Below are 13,624 nucleotides of genomic sequence, written 5' to 3'. Positions count from 1 at the left end.
AATTAGTTACTCTTCTTTTGCGCCGGAGTCTGGCCTTTGTTTTTGTCTTGCAACTGCGACGGCACCAGAACGGTGGTGACGCGTTTGCCTTTCTCGCTGAAGGCCTGCATTTTCTGCTCTTTCACCAGGTAGGTGATTTTGTCGCCGGTAATGTTGCTGTCAAGCTGCTCCAGATAAGCGTTGCCGGTCAGCACCACAAAATCTTTCGCCAGCTCGTAATGCATATGGGAAGCGTGGCCTTTCACCGGCTTACCGTTGTCCTGCATCTGGTAGAAGGTGGCCGGATTGCCGTAACCGTCGATCACCTCTTTCCCCTGTTCGCCGCCAGGGCGGGTAACCACGACTTTATCGGCGTTGATCTTAATCGTGCCCTGGGTCATCACCACGTTGCCCGTAAAGGTCACGACGTTGCCTTGCATATCCAGCGACTGTTGATCCGAGTCAATATGAATAGGCTGTTCGGTATCGCCCGTGACGGCGAAAGCCGGAATGCTGGCGGCCAGCAGCGAGCCGGCAAGCATAAGATTAAGGCTGAGTTTGTTTGTTTTGAATTTCATAAGAGGTTCTAACCTTTTCAATCAGCTCGGCGTTCTTGCTGCGTAAGTTACCGCGCATTTTCAGTCCGCTGGAGTTAAATGTTGTGCCGTATAACGTCACCAGATCGTTCGAGGTAACATCCTGCGTCACCAGATTAATCTGCGCGTTATCGGTGGTAATTCTGCGTAATTGAGCGTCAGGCACCAGGGCGTTGACTTCAACATGGCCATACAGATAGAGCATCCGATCGTTAGTCAATTTGGCTTTATCGGCCTTGATCGACCATGTCGGCACTTTATCCTTATCAAAGGTGGTTAATACCGGTTGCGTAAACCATGAGACCGCCTGATCGGAAAAATATTCAACGTGCTGCGCGATCAGACGATAGCTCAACGCGCCTTCCGGACTGTACACGACGGTATCCGTATGCTCGCTTTTATACGTGGGATCGTTGCTGTTGACCATCACGGCAGCAGGATCGTCTTTATCCGCCAGATTGATACCAATCAGTACCAGAATGGCCAGCGACAGTAGAATGATAACCCAACGTCTGGTTTTACTCATATCGATTGCCCTTTGGCCTCATCCAGCTTGCCCTGCGCCAGCAGCAGCAAATCACATACTTCACGTACCGCGCCGCGCCCGCCGGCAATGTGCGTCACATAGTCAGCGCGGGGGATCAGCAGCGGATGCGCATCCGCAACGGCAACGCTTAACCCCACTTTTTCCATCACCGGCCAGTCAATCAGATCATCGCCGACATAGGCAACGTTTTCCGGCGCAATGGCCAGTTTTTCCAGCAGATCGCTAAAGGCGATCAGCTTATTCGACTGTCCCTGATAAAGATGGGCGATCCCCAGAGTGGCGCAGCGATCTTCTACAAGTTTAGCCTTTCGTCCGGTAATAATGGCAACCTCGATATTGGAGGTCAAAGCACAGCGAATACCATAGCCGTCACGAACGTTGAAAGCCTTCAGCTCTTCGCCGTTATTGCCCATATAAATCAGGCCGTCAGACAATACGCCATCCACGTCCAGGATGAGCAGGCGGATATTCTCCGCTTTGGTCATGACATGGGTGCTGACGGGGCCATAACAGGTCGCAAGCGACGCACCTGCTTTACTCATCGTTAATTATCCTTGAGTTTCTACACGACGCCTGCACGCAGGAGATCATGCATATGTAACACACCGAGTAACTGGTCGCCATCAGCAACCAGTACGGAGGTGATATGGCGGGACTGCATTAAATTCAGCGCATCGACAGCGAGAATACCGGGACGCACGCGAATGCCCCCTGGCGTCATCACCTCGGCGATCCCCAACTGGCGCATATCGCCGCCCATATCGAACACGCGACGTAAATCGCCGTCGGTGAAGATACCGTCGATCTTCATGGATTCATCGCAAATGACGGTCATACCGAGATTTTTACGCGTAATTTCTAACAGCGCATCACGCAGGGTGGCATGTTTATTAACATGCGGGATCTCATCGCCAGTATGCATAATATCGCTTACGCGCAGCAGTAGCTTACGTCCCAGCGCGCCGCCAGGATGCGACAGAGCGAAATCCTCGGCGGTAAAGCCGCGCGCTTTTAATAACGCCACGGCGAGCGCGTCGCCCATCACCAGCGTTGCGGTGGTACTACTGGTAGGCGCCAGGCCTAACGGACACGCTTCTTTGGGCACTTTAACACACAGATGCACATCTGCCGCACGCGCCATGCTGCTTTCCGGTCGCCCGGTAATGCAAATTAACGGCACGTGCAGACGTTTAAGTACCGGTATTAGCGCCGCGATCTCGCTGGATTCGCCGGAGTTGGAGATAGCGATAACCACATCCTGCGGCGTAACCATCCCCAAATCGCCGTGCGCGGCTTCGCCCGGATGTACAAAAAAGGAAGAGGTGCCGGTACTGGCGAACGTGGCGGCCATTTTCCGTCCGATATGACCGGATTTTCCCATCCCCATGACCACCACTTTTCCGGTGCAGTTGAACATTTTTTCACAGGCCAGGGTGAAATTCTGATCGATGTATTGATCAAGCTCCGCCAGGCCTTCACGTTCAATTTCCAGGACCTCTTTGCCTGCCTGCTGAAAGTCAAACCCCGGTTGCAACGCTAAATGCGACATAATCCGTTTCCAGTTATCCAACAAGAAGTGGCGATAGCCAATAGAGCATCGCCAGCCATACGATAAACCCGCCGGTCAGCAGTATACCTGCGCCCCGACCAATCTGACGCGGATGCCGCCAGCAAAGTAAAGCGAAAACCACGCTAACCAGCAACATAACGCTATAATCTCGCCCAAACGCCAGCGGGTTGATCTCCCCCGGCGCGATCAGCGCAGGCAGTCCCAGCACGATGGCGAGATTAAAAATATTGGCGCCAATGAGATTACCAACGGCAATATCATTTTCGCCTTTTCGCACGCCGGCAATCGCCGTCGCCAGTTCTGGCAGACTGGTGCCGACGGCGATGACTGTCAGACCGAGCGTTAATTCACTCATGGCGAAATAGTTCGCCAGCACCGTAGCGTTATCGATTACCATGCGCGTCGCCATCGGCATGATGACCAGCGCAATGCCCAGCCATAAGAACGCGACGGGGAGCCCGCCTTCGCGCGGCAGCTCCGCCAGTTGTTCGCGGGTGAGGCTGTCATTCCCCTGGCGTTCGGCCAGACGCGCGATTTTAACAATGAATAACAGCCATAGCACAGCCAGAAGCAGGAGAAAGATACCATCACTGCGACTTAACTGTCCGTCATGCAGTACGGAACCGGCTACCACGCTAACAAATAACATTAATGGCAATTCGCGACGTAGAACATCGGAATGCACGGTAAATGGACGAACCAGCGCCGCCAGCCCTAAGATCAGCAAAATATTGGTGATGTTAGAACCGAGCGCCGCGCCGACGGCCAAATCGAGCTGACCGTGTAGCGATGCGGCGACCGACACAATAATTTCCGGCAGCGAGGTGCCGATACTCACGACCGTCATCCCGATGATCAGCGGGGGAATACCGAATGTACGGCATAAAATAGAGGCCGCAAACACCAGACGATCGGCGCCGTAGGCCACCAGAAGCAAACCAATTATGAGTAGCGCCATCGCTAAAAGCATCTAAAGTCCTTTCTTCAGGTATACTCGCCGGTCCCCTGGAAGGGATATCTGGAAGCCGTAACGAAGTCCTAATTTTGACTTTATGCGGCTAAAAAGTAAAACGAATGCCAGCTTTCGCTAACCCTGTCAGTTAATATTCTGTAATTATGTCGAACCCATGGTTAAATTCAGCGCCATGGTTACCTCAACAAGGCAATACGAAGGATGAATCAATGGGTCAGTCTGCGGCCAATTTAGTCGATATGCGCGACGTCAGCTTTTCCCGTGGCGAACGCTGCATTTTCGATAATATTTCCCTGACGGTGCCGCGCGGGAAGATCACGGCGATCATGGGGCCGTCGGGCATCGGTAAAACCACGCTGTTGCGCCTGATTGGCGGACAGATCCCGCCGGATAAGGGCGAGATCTTATTTGATGGCGAGAATGTGCCGGCCATGTCCCGTTCGCGGCTCTACACCGTCCGCAAACGTATGAGTATGCTGTTTCAGTCGGGAGCGCTGTTTACCGACATGAACGTGTTTGACAATGTGGCCTATCCGCTACGGGAGCACACCAATTTACCCGCGCCGCTGCTAAAAAGCGTCGTGATGATGAAACTGGAAGCTGTCGGGCTGCGCGGCGCGGCAAAACTGATGCCTTCCGAGCTCTCCGGTGGGATGGCGCGCCGCGCCGCGTTGGCGCGCGCCATCGCTCTGGAACCGGATCTCATCATGTTCGATGAGCCGTTTGTCGGCCAGGACCCGATTACCATGGGCGTTCTGGTGAAGCTGATTTCAGAATTGAACAGCGCGCTGGGCGTGACCTGCGTGGTGGTCTCGCATGATGTGCCAGAGGTGCTCAGTATTGCTGATCACGCCTGGATCATGGCGGACAAAAAAATCGTCGCTCACGGTAGCGCTCAGGCGTTGCAGGAGAATACGGACCCGCGCGTGCGTCAGTTCCTTGACGGCATTGCCGACGGGCCGGTTCCGTTCCGCTATCCGGCGGGCGACTATCACCTTGATTTACTCGAAACAGGGAGTTAAGCCACTCATGCTGTTAAATGCGCTGGCAGCACTCGGACACAGCGGGATCAAAACCGTCAGGACGTTCGGGCGCGCCGGGTTAATGTTATTCAATGCGATTATCGGTAAGCCGGAGTTTCGCAAACATGCGCCGCTGCTGGTGCGCCAGCTTTATAATGTGGGCGTCTTGTCGATGCTTATCATTATTGTCTCCGGCGTATTCATCGGTATGGTGCTGGGGCTGCAAGGCTATCTGGTTCTGACCACTTACAGCGCGGAGACCAGTCTTGGCATGTTAGTGGCGCTTTCGCTGCTGCGCGAGCTGGGGCCGGTGGTCGCGGCGTTGCTGTTTGCCGGGCGGGCCGGGTCGGCGTTGACGGCGGAAATCGGCCTGATGCGGGCGACGGAGCAGCTCTCCAGTATGGAGATGATGGCGGTCGATCCATTGCGCCGGGTGATTTCGCCGCGCTTTTGGGCGGGCGTGATTTCGTTGCCGCTACTGACCATTATCTTTGTGGCGGTCGGTATCTGGGGCGGCTCGCTGGTCGGCGTAAGCTGGAAAGGAATCGACGCCGGGTTCTTCTGGTCCGCGATGCAGAATGCCGTCGACTGGCGTATGGACCTGGTGAACTGTCTGATAAAGAGCGTGGTGTTCGCCATTACGGTAACATGGATTGCGTTATTCAACGGTTATGACGCAATACCAACTTCTGCCGGGATTAGCCGGGCAACGACGCGTACCGTGGTTCACGCATCGTTGGCCGTTCTGGGGCTGGATTTTGTGCTGACCGCACTGATGTTTGGGAATTGAGTTCATGCAAACGAAAAAAAATGAAATTTGGGTAGGCGTTTTTTTGCTGGTAGCGTTGCTGGCGGCGCTGTTTGTTTGCCTGAAGGCGGCAAATGTGACCTCTATGCGCACGGAGCCGACCTATAAGGTTTATGCGACCTTCGATAACATCGGCGGTCTGAAAGTGCGTTCCCCGGTACGCATCGGCGGGGTGGTTGTCGGGCGGGTTGAAGATATCTCGCTTGATCCGAAAACATACCTGCCGCGCGTAACGCTCGACATCGAAGAGCGTTATAACCATATTCCCGATACCAGCTCGTTGAGTATTCGTACTTCCGGGCTGCTGGGGGAGCAATATCTGGCATTAAACGTCGGTTTTGAAGATCCTGAGCTGGGAACGTCTATCCTCAAAGATGGGAGTACGATTCAGGACACCAAGTCTGCAATGGTGCTGGAAGATATGATTGGCCAGTTCCTTTATAACAGCAAAGGCGACGACAATAAGAATTCTGGCGATGCGCCAGCCGCAACGGAAGGCCATACTGAAGCCACAACGCCCGCGGGCGCAACGAAATAATCTCAGGAGAATTGAGGCATGTTTAAACGACTGATGATGGTGGCCCTGCTGGTCATTGCGCCATTAAGCGCAGCAACGGCAGCGGATCAGAGCAATCCTTATAAACTGATGAACGAGGCGGCGCAGAAAACGTTTGATCGCCTGAAAAACGAACAGCCGAAAATTCGTGCCAATCCGGATTACCTGCGCGACGTTGTTGATCAGGAACTTCTGCCGTACGTGCAGGTAAAATATGCCGGCGCGCTGGTGTTGGGCCGCTATTACAAAGAGGCGACTCCGGCGCAGCGTGAAGCCTATTTTGCCGCGTTTCGCGAATACCTGAAACAGGCCTACGGTCAGGCGCTGGCGATGTACCACGGTCAGACTTACCAGATAGCGCCTGAGCAACCGCTGGGCGATGCGACCATTGTGCCTATCCGTGTAACGATTATCGATCCTAACGGTCGTCCGCCGGTACGCCTGGATTTCCAGTGGCGCAAAAACACCCAGACCGGCAACTGGCAGGCGTATGACATGATTGCGGAAGGCGTCAGCATGATCACCACCAAGCAAAATGAGTGGAGCGACCTGCTGCGTACTAAAGGCATCGACGGCCTGACCGCACAACTGAAATCTATCTCTCAACAGAAAATTACTTTGGACGAGAAACAGTAATGACGCCGCAACTCACCTGGACGCGTGAGGCGGACACTCTGGTGCTGGCGGGAGAGCTGGATCAGGACGTGTTGGCGCCGCTATGGGACGCGCGCGTAGAAGCGATGAATGGCGTTACCCGTATCGACCTGAGCCAGATCTCCAGGGTAGATACGGGGGGACTGGCGCTGCTGGCGCACCTTGTGAACCAGGCAAAAAAGCAGGGCAATGCCGTGTCGCTGTCTGGCGTTAACGACAAGGTTTACGCGCTGGCGCAATTATATAACTTGCCCGAAGACGTACTTCCCCGTATGTAATGAATGCCGGATGGTTTATCCGGCCTACACTTCGCATGATCCCCGTAGGCCGGATAAGTTGCGTTAGCAGCACCATCCGGCACTTTTACCGCGCTGATTTATCAGCGTAATCTTTTGCTTATTTAAGACGGCGCGACTTTGCTCTAAGATGTTGGGCTGTTTTCACTATTTGACGAATAAAGAACCCATGGAAAATCATGAAATTCAGAGTGTGCTGATGAATGCCCTCTCCCTCCAGGAAGTCCACGTCTCCGGCGATGGCAGTCACTTTCAGGTTATTGCCGTGGGCGAGATGTTTGACGGCATGAGCCGGGTCAAGAAACAGCAAACGGTCTATGGGCCGCTAATGGAGTACATTGCGGACAACCGTATCCATGCCGTATCGATCAAAGCATATACCCCGGCGGAATGGGCGCGCGATCGTAAACTTAACGGATTTTAAGCTACGGGTAACCTGCCGGTAGCGGAGATGAATGCTTAACTGAGAATACAAAAATGGATAAATTTCGTGTACAGGGGCCAACGACGCTCCAGGGCGAAGTCACAATTTCCGGCGCCAAAAACGCCGCGCTGCCGATCCTGTTCGCCGCTCTGCTGGCAGAAGAACCGGTAGAGATCCAAAACGTTCCAAAACTGAAAGACGTGGATACGTCGATGAAGCTCTTGAGCCAATTAGGCGCGAAAGTGGAACGCAATGGATCGGTACATATTGACGCCAGCCAGGTGAACGTGTTCTGCGCGCCTTATGATCTGGTTAAGACCATGCGCGCCTCGATATGGGCGCTGGGGCCGCTGGTTGCCCGTTTTGGTCAGGGACAAGTCTCTCTGCCGGGGGGCTGTACTATCGGCGCGCGTCCGGTTGATCTGCATATTACCGGTCTGGAACAACTGGGTGCGACCATCAAGCTGGAAGAGGGCTACGTAAAGGCCTCCGTCGAAGGACGTCTTAAAGGGGCGCATATCGTGATGGATAAGGTCAGCGTCGGCGCGACCGTCACCATTATGTGCGCCGCTACGCTGGCGGAAGGGACGACCATCATTGAAAACGCCGCGCGCGAGCCGGAAATTGTCGACACCGCTAACTTCCTGGTTACGCTGGGGGCGAAGATCGCCGGGCAGGGCACCGATCGTATTACGATCGAGGGCGTAGAGCGTCTGGGCGGCGGCGTTTATCGTGTGCTGCCGGATCGTATCGAAACGGGGACTTTCCTGGTGGCGGCAGCGATCTCTCGCGGCAAAATCCTCTGCCGTAACGCGCAACCGGACACTCTGGACGCGGTACTGGCGAAACTGCGCGATGCTGGCGCGGATATCGAAGTGGGCGAGGACTGGATTAGTCTGGACATGCACGGCAAACGACCGAAGGCGGTCAATGTCCGTACCGCGCCGCACCCGGCATTCCCGACCGATATGCAGGCGCAGTTCACGTTGCTGAACCTGGTGGCGGAAGGGACGGGCTTTATCACTGAAACCGTCTTTGAAAACCGTTTTATGCACGTGCCTGAACTCAGTCGCATGGGCGCGCGTGCGGAAATTGAAAGCAATACTGTCATATGTCATGGCGTAGAAACGCTCTCTGGCGCCCAGGTCATGGCGACAGATCTGCGGGCATCTGCGAGCCTGGTGCTGGCGGGCTGTATTGCGGAAGGCACGACGATTGTGGATCGCATTTATCACATCGATCGCGGTTATGAGCGCATCGAAGACAAACTGCGCGCGCTAGGCGCGAATATTGAACGCGTGAAAGGCGAATAACCTTCTGTACGCTGAATAACCCCCGCGAACGCGATTGCGGGGGTTGTTTTACAGACACTTACTCTACATTCTGTTTGTCTTTATTACGCGCTCTCATAAGCCGCGTTCTGTCGATAAACTCATGCGTGCGCGGATCGTGATAACGCGATGGCCAAATAACCCAGGGTTCCGTTCCCAATGCTTTCGCAATAATCAACTCTCCTTTCGGCCACGGGCGCGTTAATGCATTGGCCAGCGTGGATGAACTCAATCCATTCCGACGTGACTCAGCGGCCATTGAAGTCCCTTTTTTACGTAGTCCGGCAATGATATCGGCCGGATGCCAGTCAATAAGCTTGCTTTCCATACATCCATCACTCCTTAGATTAATCACTTACGGTTTTAACAACCCGACGACGTTCGATACTATAACGCTTCGTGAAGGAATGTTCTAAAAAGTTCATGTAAGTGGCGGCAATATTCAGAATATGCCAGGGGAAATCCTGGATGAGTATGTGAAAAACAGGCGATAGGGTATCTGGAGTTTATTAGAACTTAATGGGATATCCCGCGCAGTACGCGGGATAAGAGAACGGCATTAACGATCGCGCTGCACCGCGATGTGTGCGAGACCGATTAGCGCCTCACGCCATGGGGTATCCGGCAATATCTGCAACGCGGATATCGCTTTGTCGGCTTCTTCTTCCGCTCGCTGACGCGTCCATTCCAGCGAGCCGCAGGTGGTCATCGCTTCCAGAACCGGTTCCAGAAGATGACGGCCATTACCTTGTTCAATAGCGGTACGGATCATCGCTGACTGTTCTGGCGTACCGTGGCGCATGGCGTGAAGCAACGGTAAGGTAGGTTTGCCCTCATTGAGGTCATCACCCACATTTTTACCGAGATGCTCGCCGTCGGCACTGTAATCCAGCAGATCGTCAATGAGCTGGAAAGCCGTACCAAGGTAGCGGCCATAGTCCTGCAACCCTTTCTCTTGCTCAGGCGTACAACCGGCAAGAATACCGGAGCACTGGGCGGCGGCTTCGAACAGACGCGCCGTTTTACTGTAAATCACCCGCATGTAATTTTCTTCGGTAATGTCCGGGTCATTCACGTTCATCAATTGCAGCACTTCGCCTTCTGCAATCACGTTGACCGCTTCCGACATCACTTCCAGCACTTTTAACGAGCCGAGGCTGGTCATCATCTGGAAGGCGCGGGTATAGATAAAGTCGCCGACCAACACGCTGGCGGCATTACCGAAAGCGGCATTTGCCGTCGCTTTGCCGCGACGCATATCGGATTCATCCACCACATCATCATGTAGCAGCGTCGCCGTGTGGATAAACTCGATCAGAGCGGCGATAGTCACGTGCGCGTTACCCTGATAACCCACCGCACGCGCGGCAAGAACGGCAATCATCGGACGAATGCGTTTTCCGCCGCCGCTAATAATGTAATATCCTAGCTGATTAATCAGTTGAACGTCGGAATTAAGCTGTTCAAGGATTGTCGCATTGACACCCGCCATATCTTGCGCGGTTAACTCGTTGATTTTTTCTAAATTCATCGCAAAAGCCGGGCTTATCGCCCCGATTATCCCATGTCTGAATGAGGTAACGTAGGGTTTATGGTTAGAAATATACCCTGATTGTACTGAAAAAACGCCGCAGATAAACGTTACCGTATGCGTTGTGTTTTTTTTCTTCATGTATTGATGGTAGCACTTGTCAAAGCCGTGCAATTTGCGTAATATTCGCGCCCTATTGTGAATATTTATAGCGCGCTCTGAATCATTGAAAGGTGTGCGCGGAAGCGGAGTTTTTTATGTACGCGGTTTTCCAAAGTGGTGGTAAACAACACCGAGTAAGCGAAGGTCAGACCGTTCGCCTGGAAAAGCTGGACATCGCAACTGGCGAAACTATCGAGTTCGCTGAAGTTCTGATGATCGCAAACGGTGAAGAAGTCAAAATCGGCGTTCCTTTCGTTGATGGCGGCGTAATCAAAGCTGAAGTTGTTGCCCACGGTCGTGGCGAGAAAGTTAAAATCGTTAAGTTTCGTCGCCGTAAACACTACCGTAAGCAGCAGGGCCATCGTCAGTGGTTCACTGATGTGAAAATTACCGGCATCAGCGCTTAAGATTAGGGGAGCAGATTAAATGGCACATAAAAAGGCTGGCGGCTCGACTCGTAACGGTCGCGATTCTGAAGCTAAACGTCTGGGCGTAAAACGCTTTGGCGGTGAAGCAGTTCTGGCAGGCAGCATCATCGTTCGTCAACGTGGTACTAAATTCCACGCTGGCACCAACGTTGGTTGCGGTCGTGACCACACTCTGTTTGCTAAAGCAGACGGTAAAGTGAAATTCGAAGTTAAAGGCCCGAAAAACCGTAAATACATCAGCATCGTTGCTGAGTAAGTTTTTTGTGGTCCGGTAACGGATGAAAGCCCCGCACCTGTTGCGGGGCTTTTTACATTCGATGGCCGACTAAAATATACCCGTGTGGCTGTGCGAATGCCGTTAACGGGTCTTTGCAGGGAACACGGCATGAAGCAGCAGGCAGGCATTGGCATTCTTTTAGCGCTCACTACCGCGATGTGCTGGGGAGCGTTGCCAATAGCAATGAAGCAAGTGCTGGAGGTGATGGAGCCTTCAACCATTGTCTTCTACCGCTTCTTAATGGCCAGTATTGGCCTCGGGGCGATACTGGCAGTAAAAAGAAAGCTGCCGCCGCTGCGTATTTTTCGTAAGCCGCGCTGGTTGGTGTTATTGGCGATAGCGACCTGCGGACTGTTCGGTAATTTCATTTTGTTCAGTTCTTCCCTGCAATATTTAAGCCCAACCGCGTCGCAGGTTATCGGCCAGCTCTCGCCGGTTGGCATGATGGTCGCCAGCGTCTTTATTCTGAAAGAAAAGATGCGCGGTACGCAGGTGATTGGCGCGCTGATGTTATTGAGCGGGCTGGTGATGTTTTTTAACACCAGTCTGATCGAGATTTTTACCCGACTGACCGACTACACCTGGGGCGTTATTTTTGGCGTAGGCGCGGCGATGGTGTGGGTGAGCTATGGCGTGGCGCAAAAAGTATTATTGCGACGTCTGGCCTCGCAGCAGATCCTGTTTTTACTGTACACTTTATGTACGATAGCGCTCTTGCCGCTGGCAAAACCGATGGTGATAGCGCAACTGAGCGACTGGCAGCTCGCCTGTTTGATTTTCTGCGGGCTAAATACGCTGGTAGGATATGGCGCCCTGGCGGAAGCGATGGCGCGTTGGCAGGCGGCGCAGGTGAGCGCGATAATCACGCTTACACCGCTATTTACCCTGCTGTTTTCAGATCTTTTATCTATGGCCTGGCCCGATTTCTTCGCCAGACCGATGTTAAACCTTTTAGGTTATCTCGGTGCGTTTGTCGTGGTTGCGGGCGCGATGTATTCCGCCATTGGTCATCGTATTTGGGGCGGTTTACGCAAGCATGAAACGGTGGTTTCGCAACCCCGCTCAGGCGAATGATTTACGGAGAATAAAATGAAGTTTGTTGATGAAGCATCGATTCTGGTCGTTGCAGGCGATGGCGGTAATGGCTGTGTGAGCTTCCGCCGCGAAAAATATATCCCGAAAGGCGGCCCGGACGGCGGTGATGGCGGCGACGGCGGCGACGTCTGGATGGAAGCCGATGAAAACCTGAATACGCTGATCGATTACCGCTTTGAAAAATCGTTCCGCGCTGAACGTGGTCAGAATGGCGCGAGCCGGGACTGTACCGGTAAACGCGGTAAAGACGTGACCATCAAAGTGCCGGTCGGTACGCGCGTTATCGACCAGGGAACCGGTGAAACGATGGGCGACATGACCAAACACGGTCAGCGTCTGTTGGTCGCGAAGGGCGGCTGGCATGGGTTAGGCAATACCCGTTTTAAATCCTCGGTTAACCGTACGCCGCGCCAGAAAACCAATGGTACGCCGGGCGATAAGCGCGACCTGCTGCTGGAACTGATGCTGCTGGCGGATGTCGGGATGCTGGGGATGCCAAACGCCGGTAAATCAACGTTCATTCGCGCGGTATCGGCAGCAAAACCGAAAGTCGCGGACTATCCGTTTACCACGCTGGTGCCGAGCCTGGGCGTGGTACGAATGGATAGCGAAAAGAGTTTTGTGGTGGCCGACATTCCGGGGTTGATCGAAGGCGCGGCGGAAGGCGCGGGCCTGGGGATTCGCTTCCTGAAGCACCTCGAACGTTGCCGCGTACTGCTGCACCTCATTGATATCGATCCGATCGATGGTTCCGATCCGGTGGAAAACGCCCGTATCATTATTGGCGAACTGGAAAAATACAGCCAGGATCTGGCGGCTAAACCGCGCTGGTTAGTGTTCAACAAGATCGATCTGATGGATAAAACCGAAGCGGAAGAGAAAGCGAAAGCAATCGCCGAAGCGTTGGGCTGGGAAGGGAAATACTATCTGATTTCCGCTGCCAGTCAGCTAGGGGTGAAAGATCTCTGCTGGGATGTGATGACCTTTATCATCGAGAATCCGATTGCGCAGGCTGAAGAAGCAAAACAGCCGGAAAAAGTCGAGTTCATGTGGGACGATTATCATCGCCAGCAGTTGGCTGAAGTGGAAGAAGACGCAGACGATGACTGGGATGACGACTGGGATGAAGACGACGAAGAAGGCGTCGAGTTCATCTACAAACGTTAATCTCGTAGCCGGATGGCGCTTACGCTTATCCGGCCTATAAAAGCCAACGGGCCGCATTTGCGGCCCGTTTTATTATGTTCGTTGTAGCTACCGTCTTGAACGTCAAGCGGTAGCTACATAATTTTCATCCCACGGAAGCCGCGTTTTCAACACGCCGAAGCATAAATGTACCAGTTTGCGCATCACAGCTCCCAGCGCGGCTTTCTTC

At 53.6% G+C, this 13,624-nt stretch carries 18 protein-coding genes and 1 pseudogene; 11 read left to right on the top strand and 8 right to left on the bottom strand.

The window, feature by feature from the left end:
* Nucleotides 1–2 precede the first annotated feature (2 nt).
* The 5 genes from lptA to J4613_RS20580 are packed head-to-tail and all read right to left on the bottom strand — an operon-like array spanning nt 3 to nt 3,662.
* Nucleotides 3–557, bottom strand: a complete 555-nt coding sequence (gene lptA / locus J4613_RS20600; RefSeq protein ID WP_000669770.1) for a lipopolysaccharide ABC transporter substrate-binding protein LptA — start codon at nt 555–557, stop codon at nt 3–5.
* Complete coding sequence (gene lptC, locus J4613_RS20595; RefSeq protein ID WP_000047845.1) at nt 526–1,101, bottom strand: LPS export ABC transporter periplasmic protein LptC; 576 nt, start codon at nt 1,099–1,101, stop codon at nt 526–528. Before lptC ends, lptA begins: the two co-directional genes overlap by 32 nt.
* On the bottom strand, nt 1,098–1,664 hold the full coding sequence (gene kdsC, locus J4613_RS20590; RefSeq protein ID WP_000030026.1) for a 3-deoxy-manno-octulosonate-8-phosphatase KdsC: 567 nt from the start codon (nt 1,662–1,664) through the stop codon (nt 1,098–1,100). Before kdsC ends, lptC begins: the two co-directional genes overlap by 4 nt.
* 20 nt (nt 1,665–1,684) lie before the next feature.
* Nucleotides 1,685–2,671, bottom strand: coding sequence for an arabinose-5-phosphate isomerase KdsD (kdsD, locus tag J4613_RS20585; protein ID WP_000018612.1), 987 nt, complete (start codon nt 2,669–2,671; stop codon nt 1,685–1,687).
* A 13-nt stretch (nt 2,672–2,684) separates the two neighbouring features.
* On the bottom strand, nt 2,685–3,662 hold the full coding sequence (locus J4613_RS20580; protein ID WP_000922742.1) for a calcium/sodium antiporter: 978 nt from the start codon (nt 3,660–3,662) through the stop codon (nt 2,685–2,687).
* Between the two features lie 212 nt (nt 3,663–3,874).
* On the opposite strand from J4613_RS20580, the gene mlaF reads away from it, so the two are divergent.
* From mlaF to murA, 7 genes are all read left to right on the top strand, one after another.
* Nucleotides 3,875–4,687 carry a phospholipid ABC transporter ATP-binding protein MlaF gene (gene mlaF / locus J4613_RS20575; protein ID WP_000531566.1) on the top strand — a complete coding sequence of 271 codons (813 nt, stop codon included), beginning with the start codon at nt 3,875–3,877 and terminating at the stop codon, nt 4,685–4,687.
* Between the two features lie 7 nt (nt 4,688–4,694).
* Nucleotides 4,695–5,477 (top strand): lipid asymmetry maintenance ABC transporter permease subunit MlaE, encoded by a 783-nt coding sequence (mlaE, locus tag J4613_RS20570; protein WP_000925786.1) that lies wholly within the window; start codon nt 4,695–4,697, stop codon nt 5,475–5,477.
* A gap of 4 nt (nt 5,478–5,481) precedes the next feature.
* The gene (gene mlaD, locus J4613_RS20565; protein WP_002954571.1) at nt 5,482–6,033 is read left to right on the top strand and encodes an outer membrane lipid asymmetry maintenance protein MlaD; all 552 of its coding nucleotides are present in this window, start codon (nt 5,482–5,484) and stop codon (nt 6,031–6,033) included.
* A gap of 18 nt (nt 6,034–6,051) precedes the next feature.
* Complete coding sequence (mlaC, locus tag J4613_RS20560; RefSeq protein ID WP_000476475.1) at nt 6,052–6,687, top strand: phospholipid-binding protein MlaC; 636 nt, start codon at nt 6,052–6,054, stop codon at nt 6,685–6,687.
* Entirely contained in the window at nt 6,687–6,983 is a 297-nt protein-coding gene (gene mlaB / locus J4613_RS20555; RefSeq protein WP_000188843.1) for a lipid asymmetry maintenance protein MlaB, read from the top strand. The genes mlaC and mlaB overlap by 1 nt, the downstream gene beginning before the upstream one ends.
* Nucleotides 6,984–7,170: 187 nt before the next feature.
* Nucleotides 7,171–7,425, top strand: coding sequence for a BolA family iron metabolism protein IbaG (ibaG, locus tag J4613_RS20550; protein ID WP_001518349.1), 255 nt, complete (start codon nt 7,171–7,173; stop codon nt 7,423–7,425).
* Between the two features lie 53 nt (nt 7,426–7,478).
* The gene (gene murA, locus J4613_RS20545) at nt 7,479–8,738 is read left to right on the top strand and encodes a UDP-N-acetylglucosamine 1-carboxyvinyltransferase (protein WP_000357288.1); all 1,260 of its coding nucleotides are present in this window, start codon (nt 7,479–7,481) and stop codon (nt 8,736–8,738) included.
* Nucleotides 8,739–8,796: 58 nt separating this feature from the next.
* Here the strand turns inward: murA and sfsB are convergent, their stop codons facing one another.
* Together sfsB and ispB are read right to left on the bottom strand one after the other, a co-directional pair.
* Nucleotides 8,797–9,084, bottom strand: a complete 288-nt coding sequence (gene sfsB, locus J4613_RS20540; protein ID WP_000444167.1) for a DNA-binding transcriptional regulator SfsB — start codon at nt 9,082–9,084, stop codon at nt 8,797–8,799.
* 231 nt (nt 9,085–9,315) lie between these two features.
* Nucleotides 9,316–10,287, bottom strand: coding sequence for an octaprenyl diphosphate synthase (ispB, locus tag J4613_RS20535; RefSeq protein WP_001047354.1), 972 nt, complete (start codon nt 10,285–10,287; stop codon nt 9,316–9,318).
* Between the two features lie 257 nt (nt 10,288–10,544).
* On the opposite strand from ispB, the gene rplU reads away from it, so the two are divergent.
* From rplU to cgtA, 4 genes are all read left to right on the top strand, one after another.
* Nucleotides 10,545–10,856 carry a 50S ribosomal protein L21 gene (gene rplU / locus J4613_RS20530; RefSeq protein WP_000271396.1) on the top strand — a complete coding sequence of 104 codons (312 nt, stop codon included), beginning with the start codon at nt 10,545–10,547 and terminating at the stop codon, nt 10,854–10,856.
* A 19-nt stretch (nt 10,857–10,875) separates the two neighbouring features.
* Nucleotides 10,876–11,133: a 50S ribosomal protein L27 gene (gene rpmA / locus J4613_RS20525; protein WP_000940593.1), complete on the top strand. Its 258-nt coding sequence runs from the start codon at nt 10,876–10,878 to the stop codon at nt 11,131–11,133.
* Nucleotides 11,134–11,262: 129 nt separating this feature from the next.
* The gene (locus J4613_RS20520) at nt 11,263–12,228 is read left to right on the top strand and encodes a DMT family transporter (RefSeq protein WP_000813052.1); all 966 of its coding nucleotides are present in this window, start codon (nt 11,263–11,265) and stop codon (nt 12,226–12,228) included.
* 15 nt (nt 12,229–12,243) lie between these two features.
* Nucleotides 12,244–13,416, top strand: coding sequence for an Obg family GTPase CgtA (cgtA, locus tag J4613_RS20515; protein ID WP_000673556.1), 1,173 nt, complete (start codon nt 12,244–12,246; stop codon nt 13,414–13,416).
* Nucleotides 13,417–13,518: 102 nt separating this feature from the next.
* Here the strand turns inward: cgtA and J4613_RS20510 are convergent.
* Nucleotides 13,519–13,624: pseudogene (locus J4613_RS20510) on the bottom strand (IS110 family transposase); the annotation flags it as partial.

It is taken from the genome of Salmonella sp. 32020114201800008SM (assembly GCF_017572025.1).
Classification (GTDB): Bacteria; Pseudomonadota; Gammaproteobacteria; order Enterobacterales; family Enterobacteriaceae; genus Salmonella; species Salmonella enterica.
The sequence above is the reverse complement of the archived record's forward strand: the minus strand, read 5'-3'. Positions and strand labels throughout refer to the sequence as shown.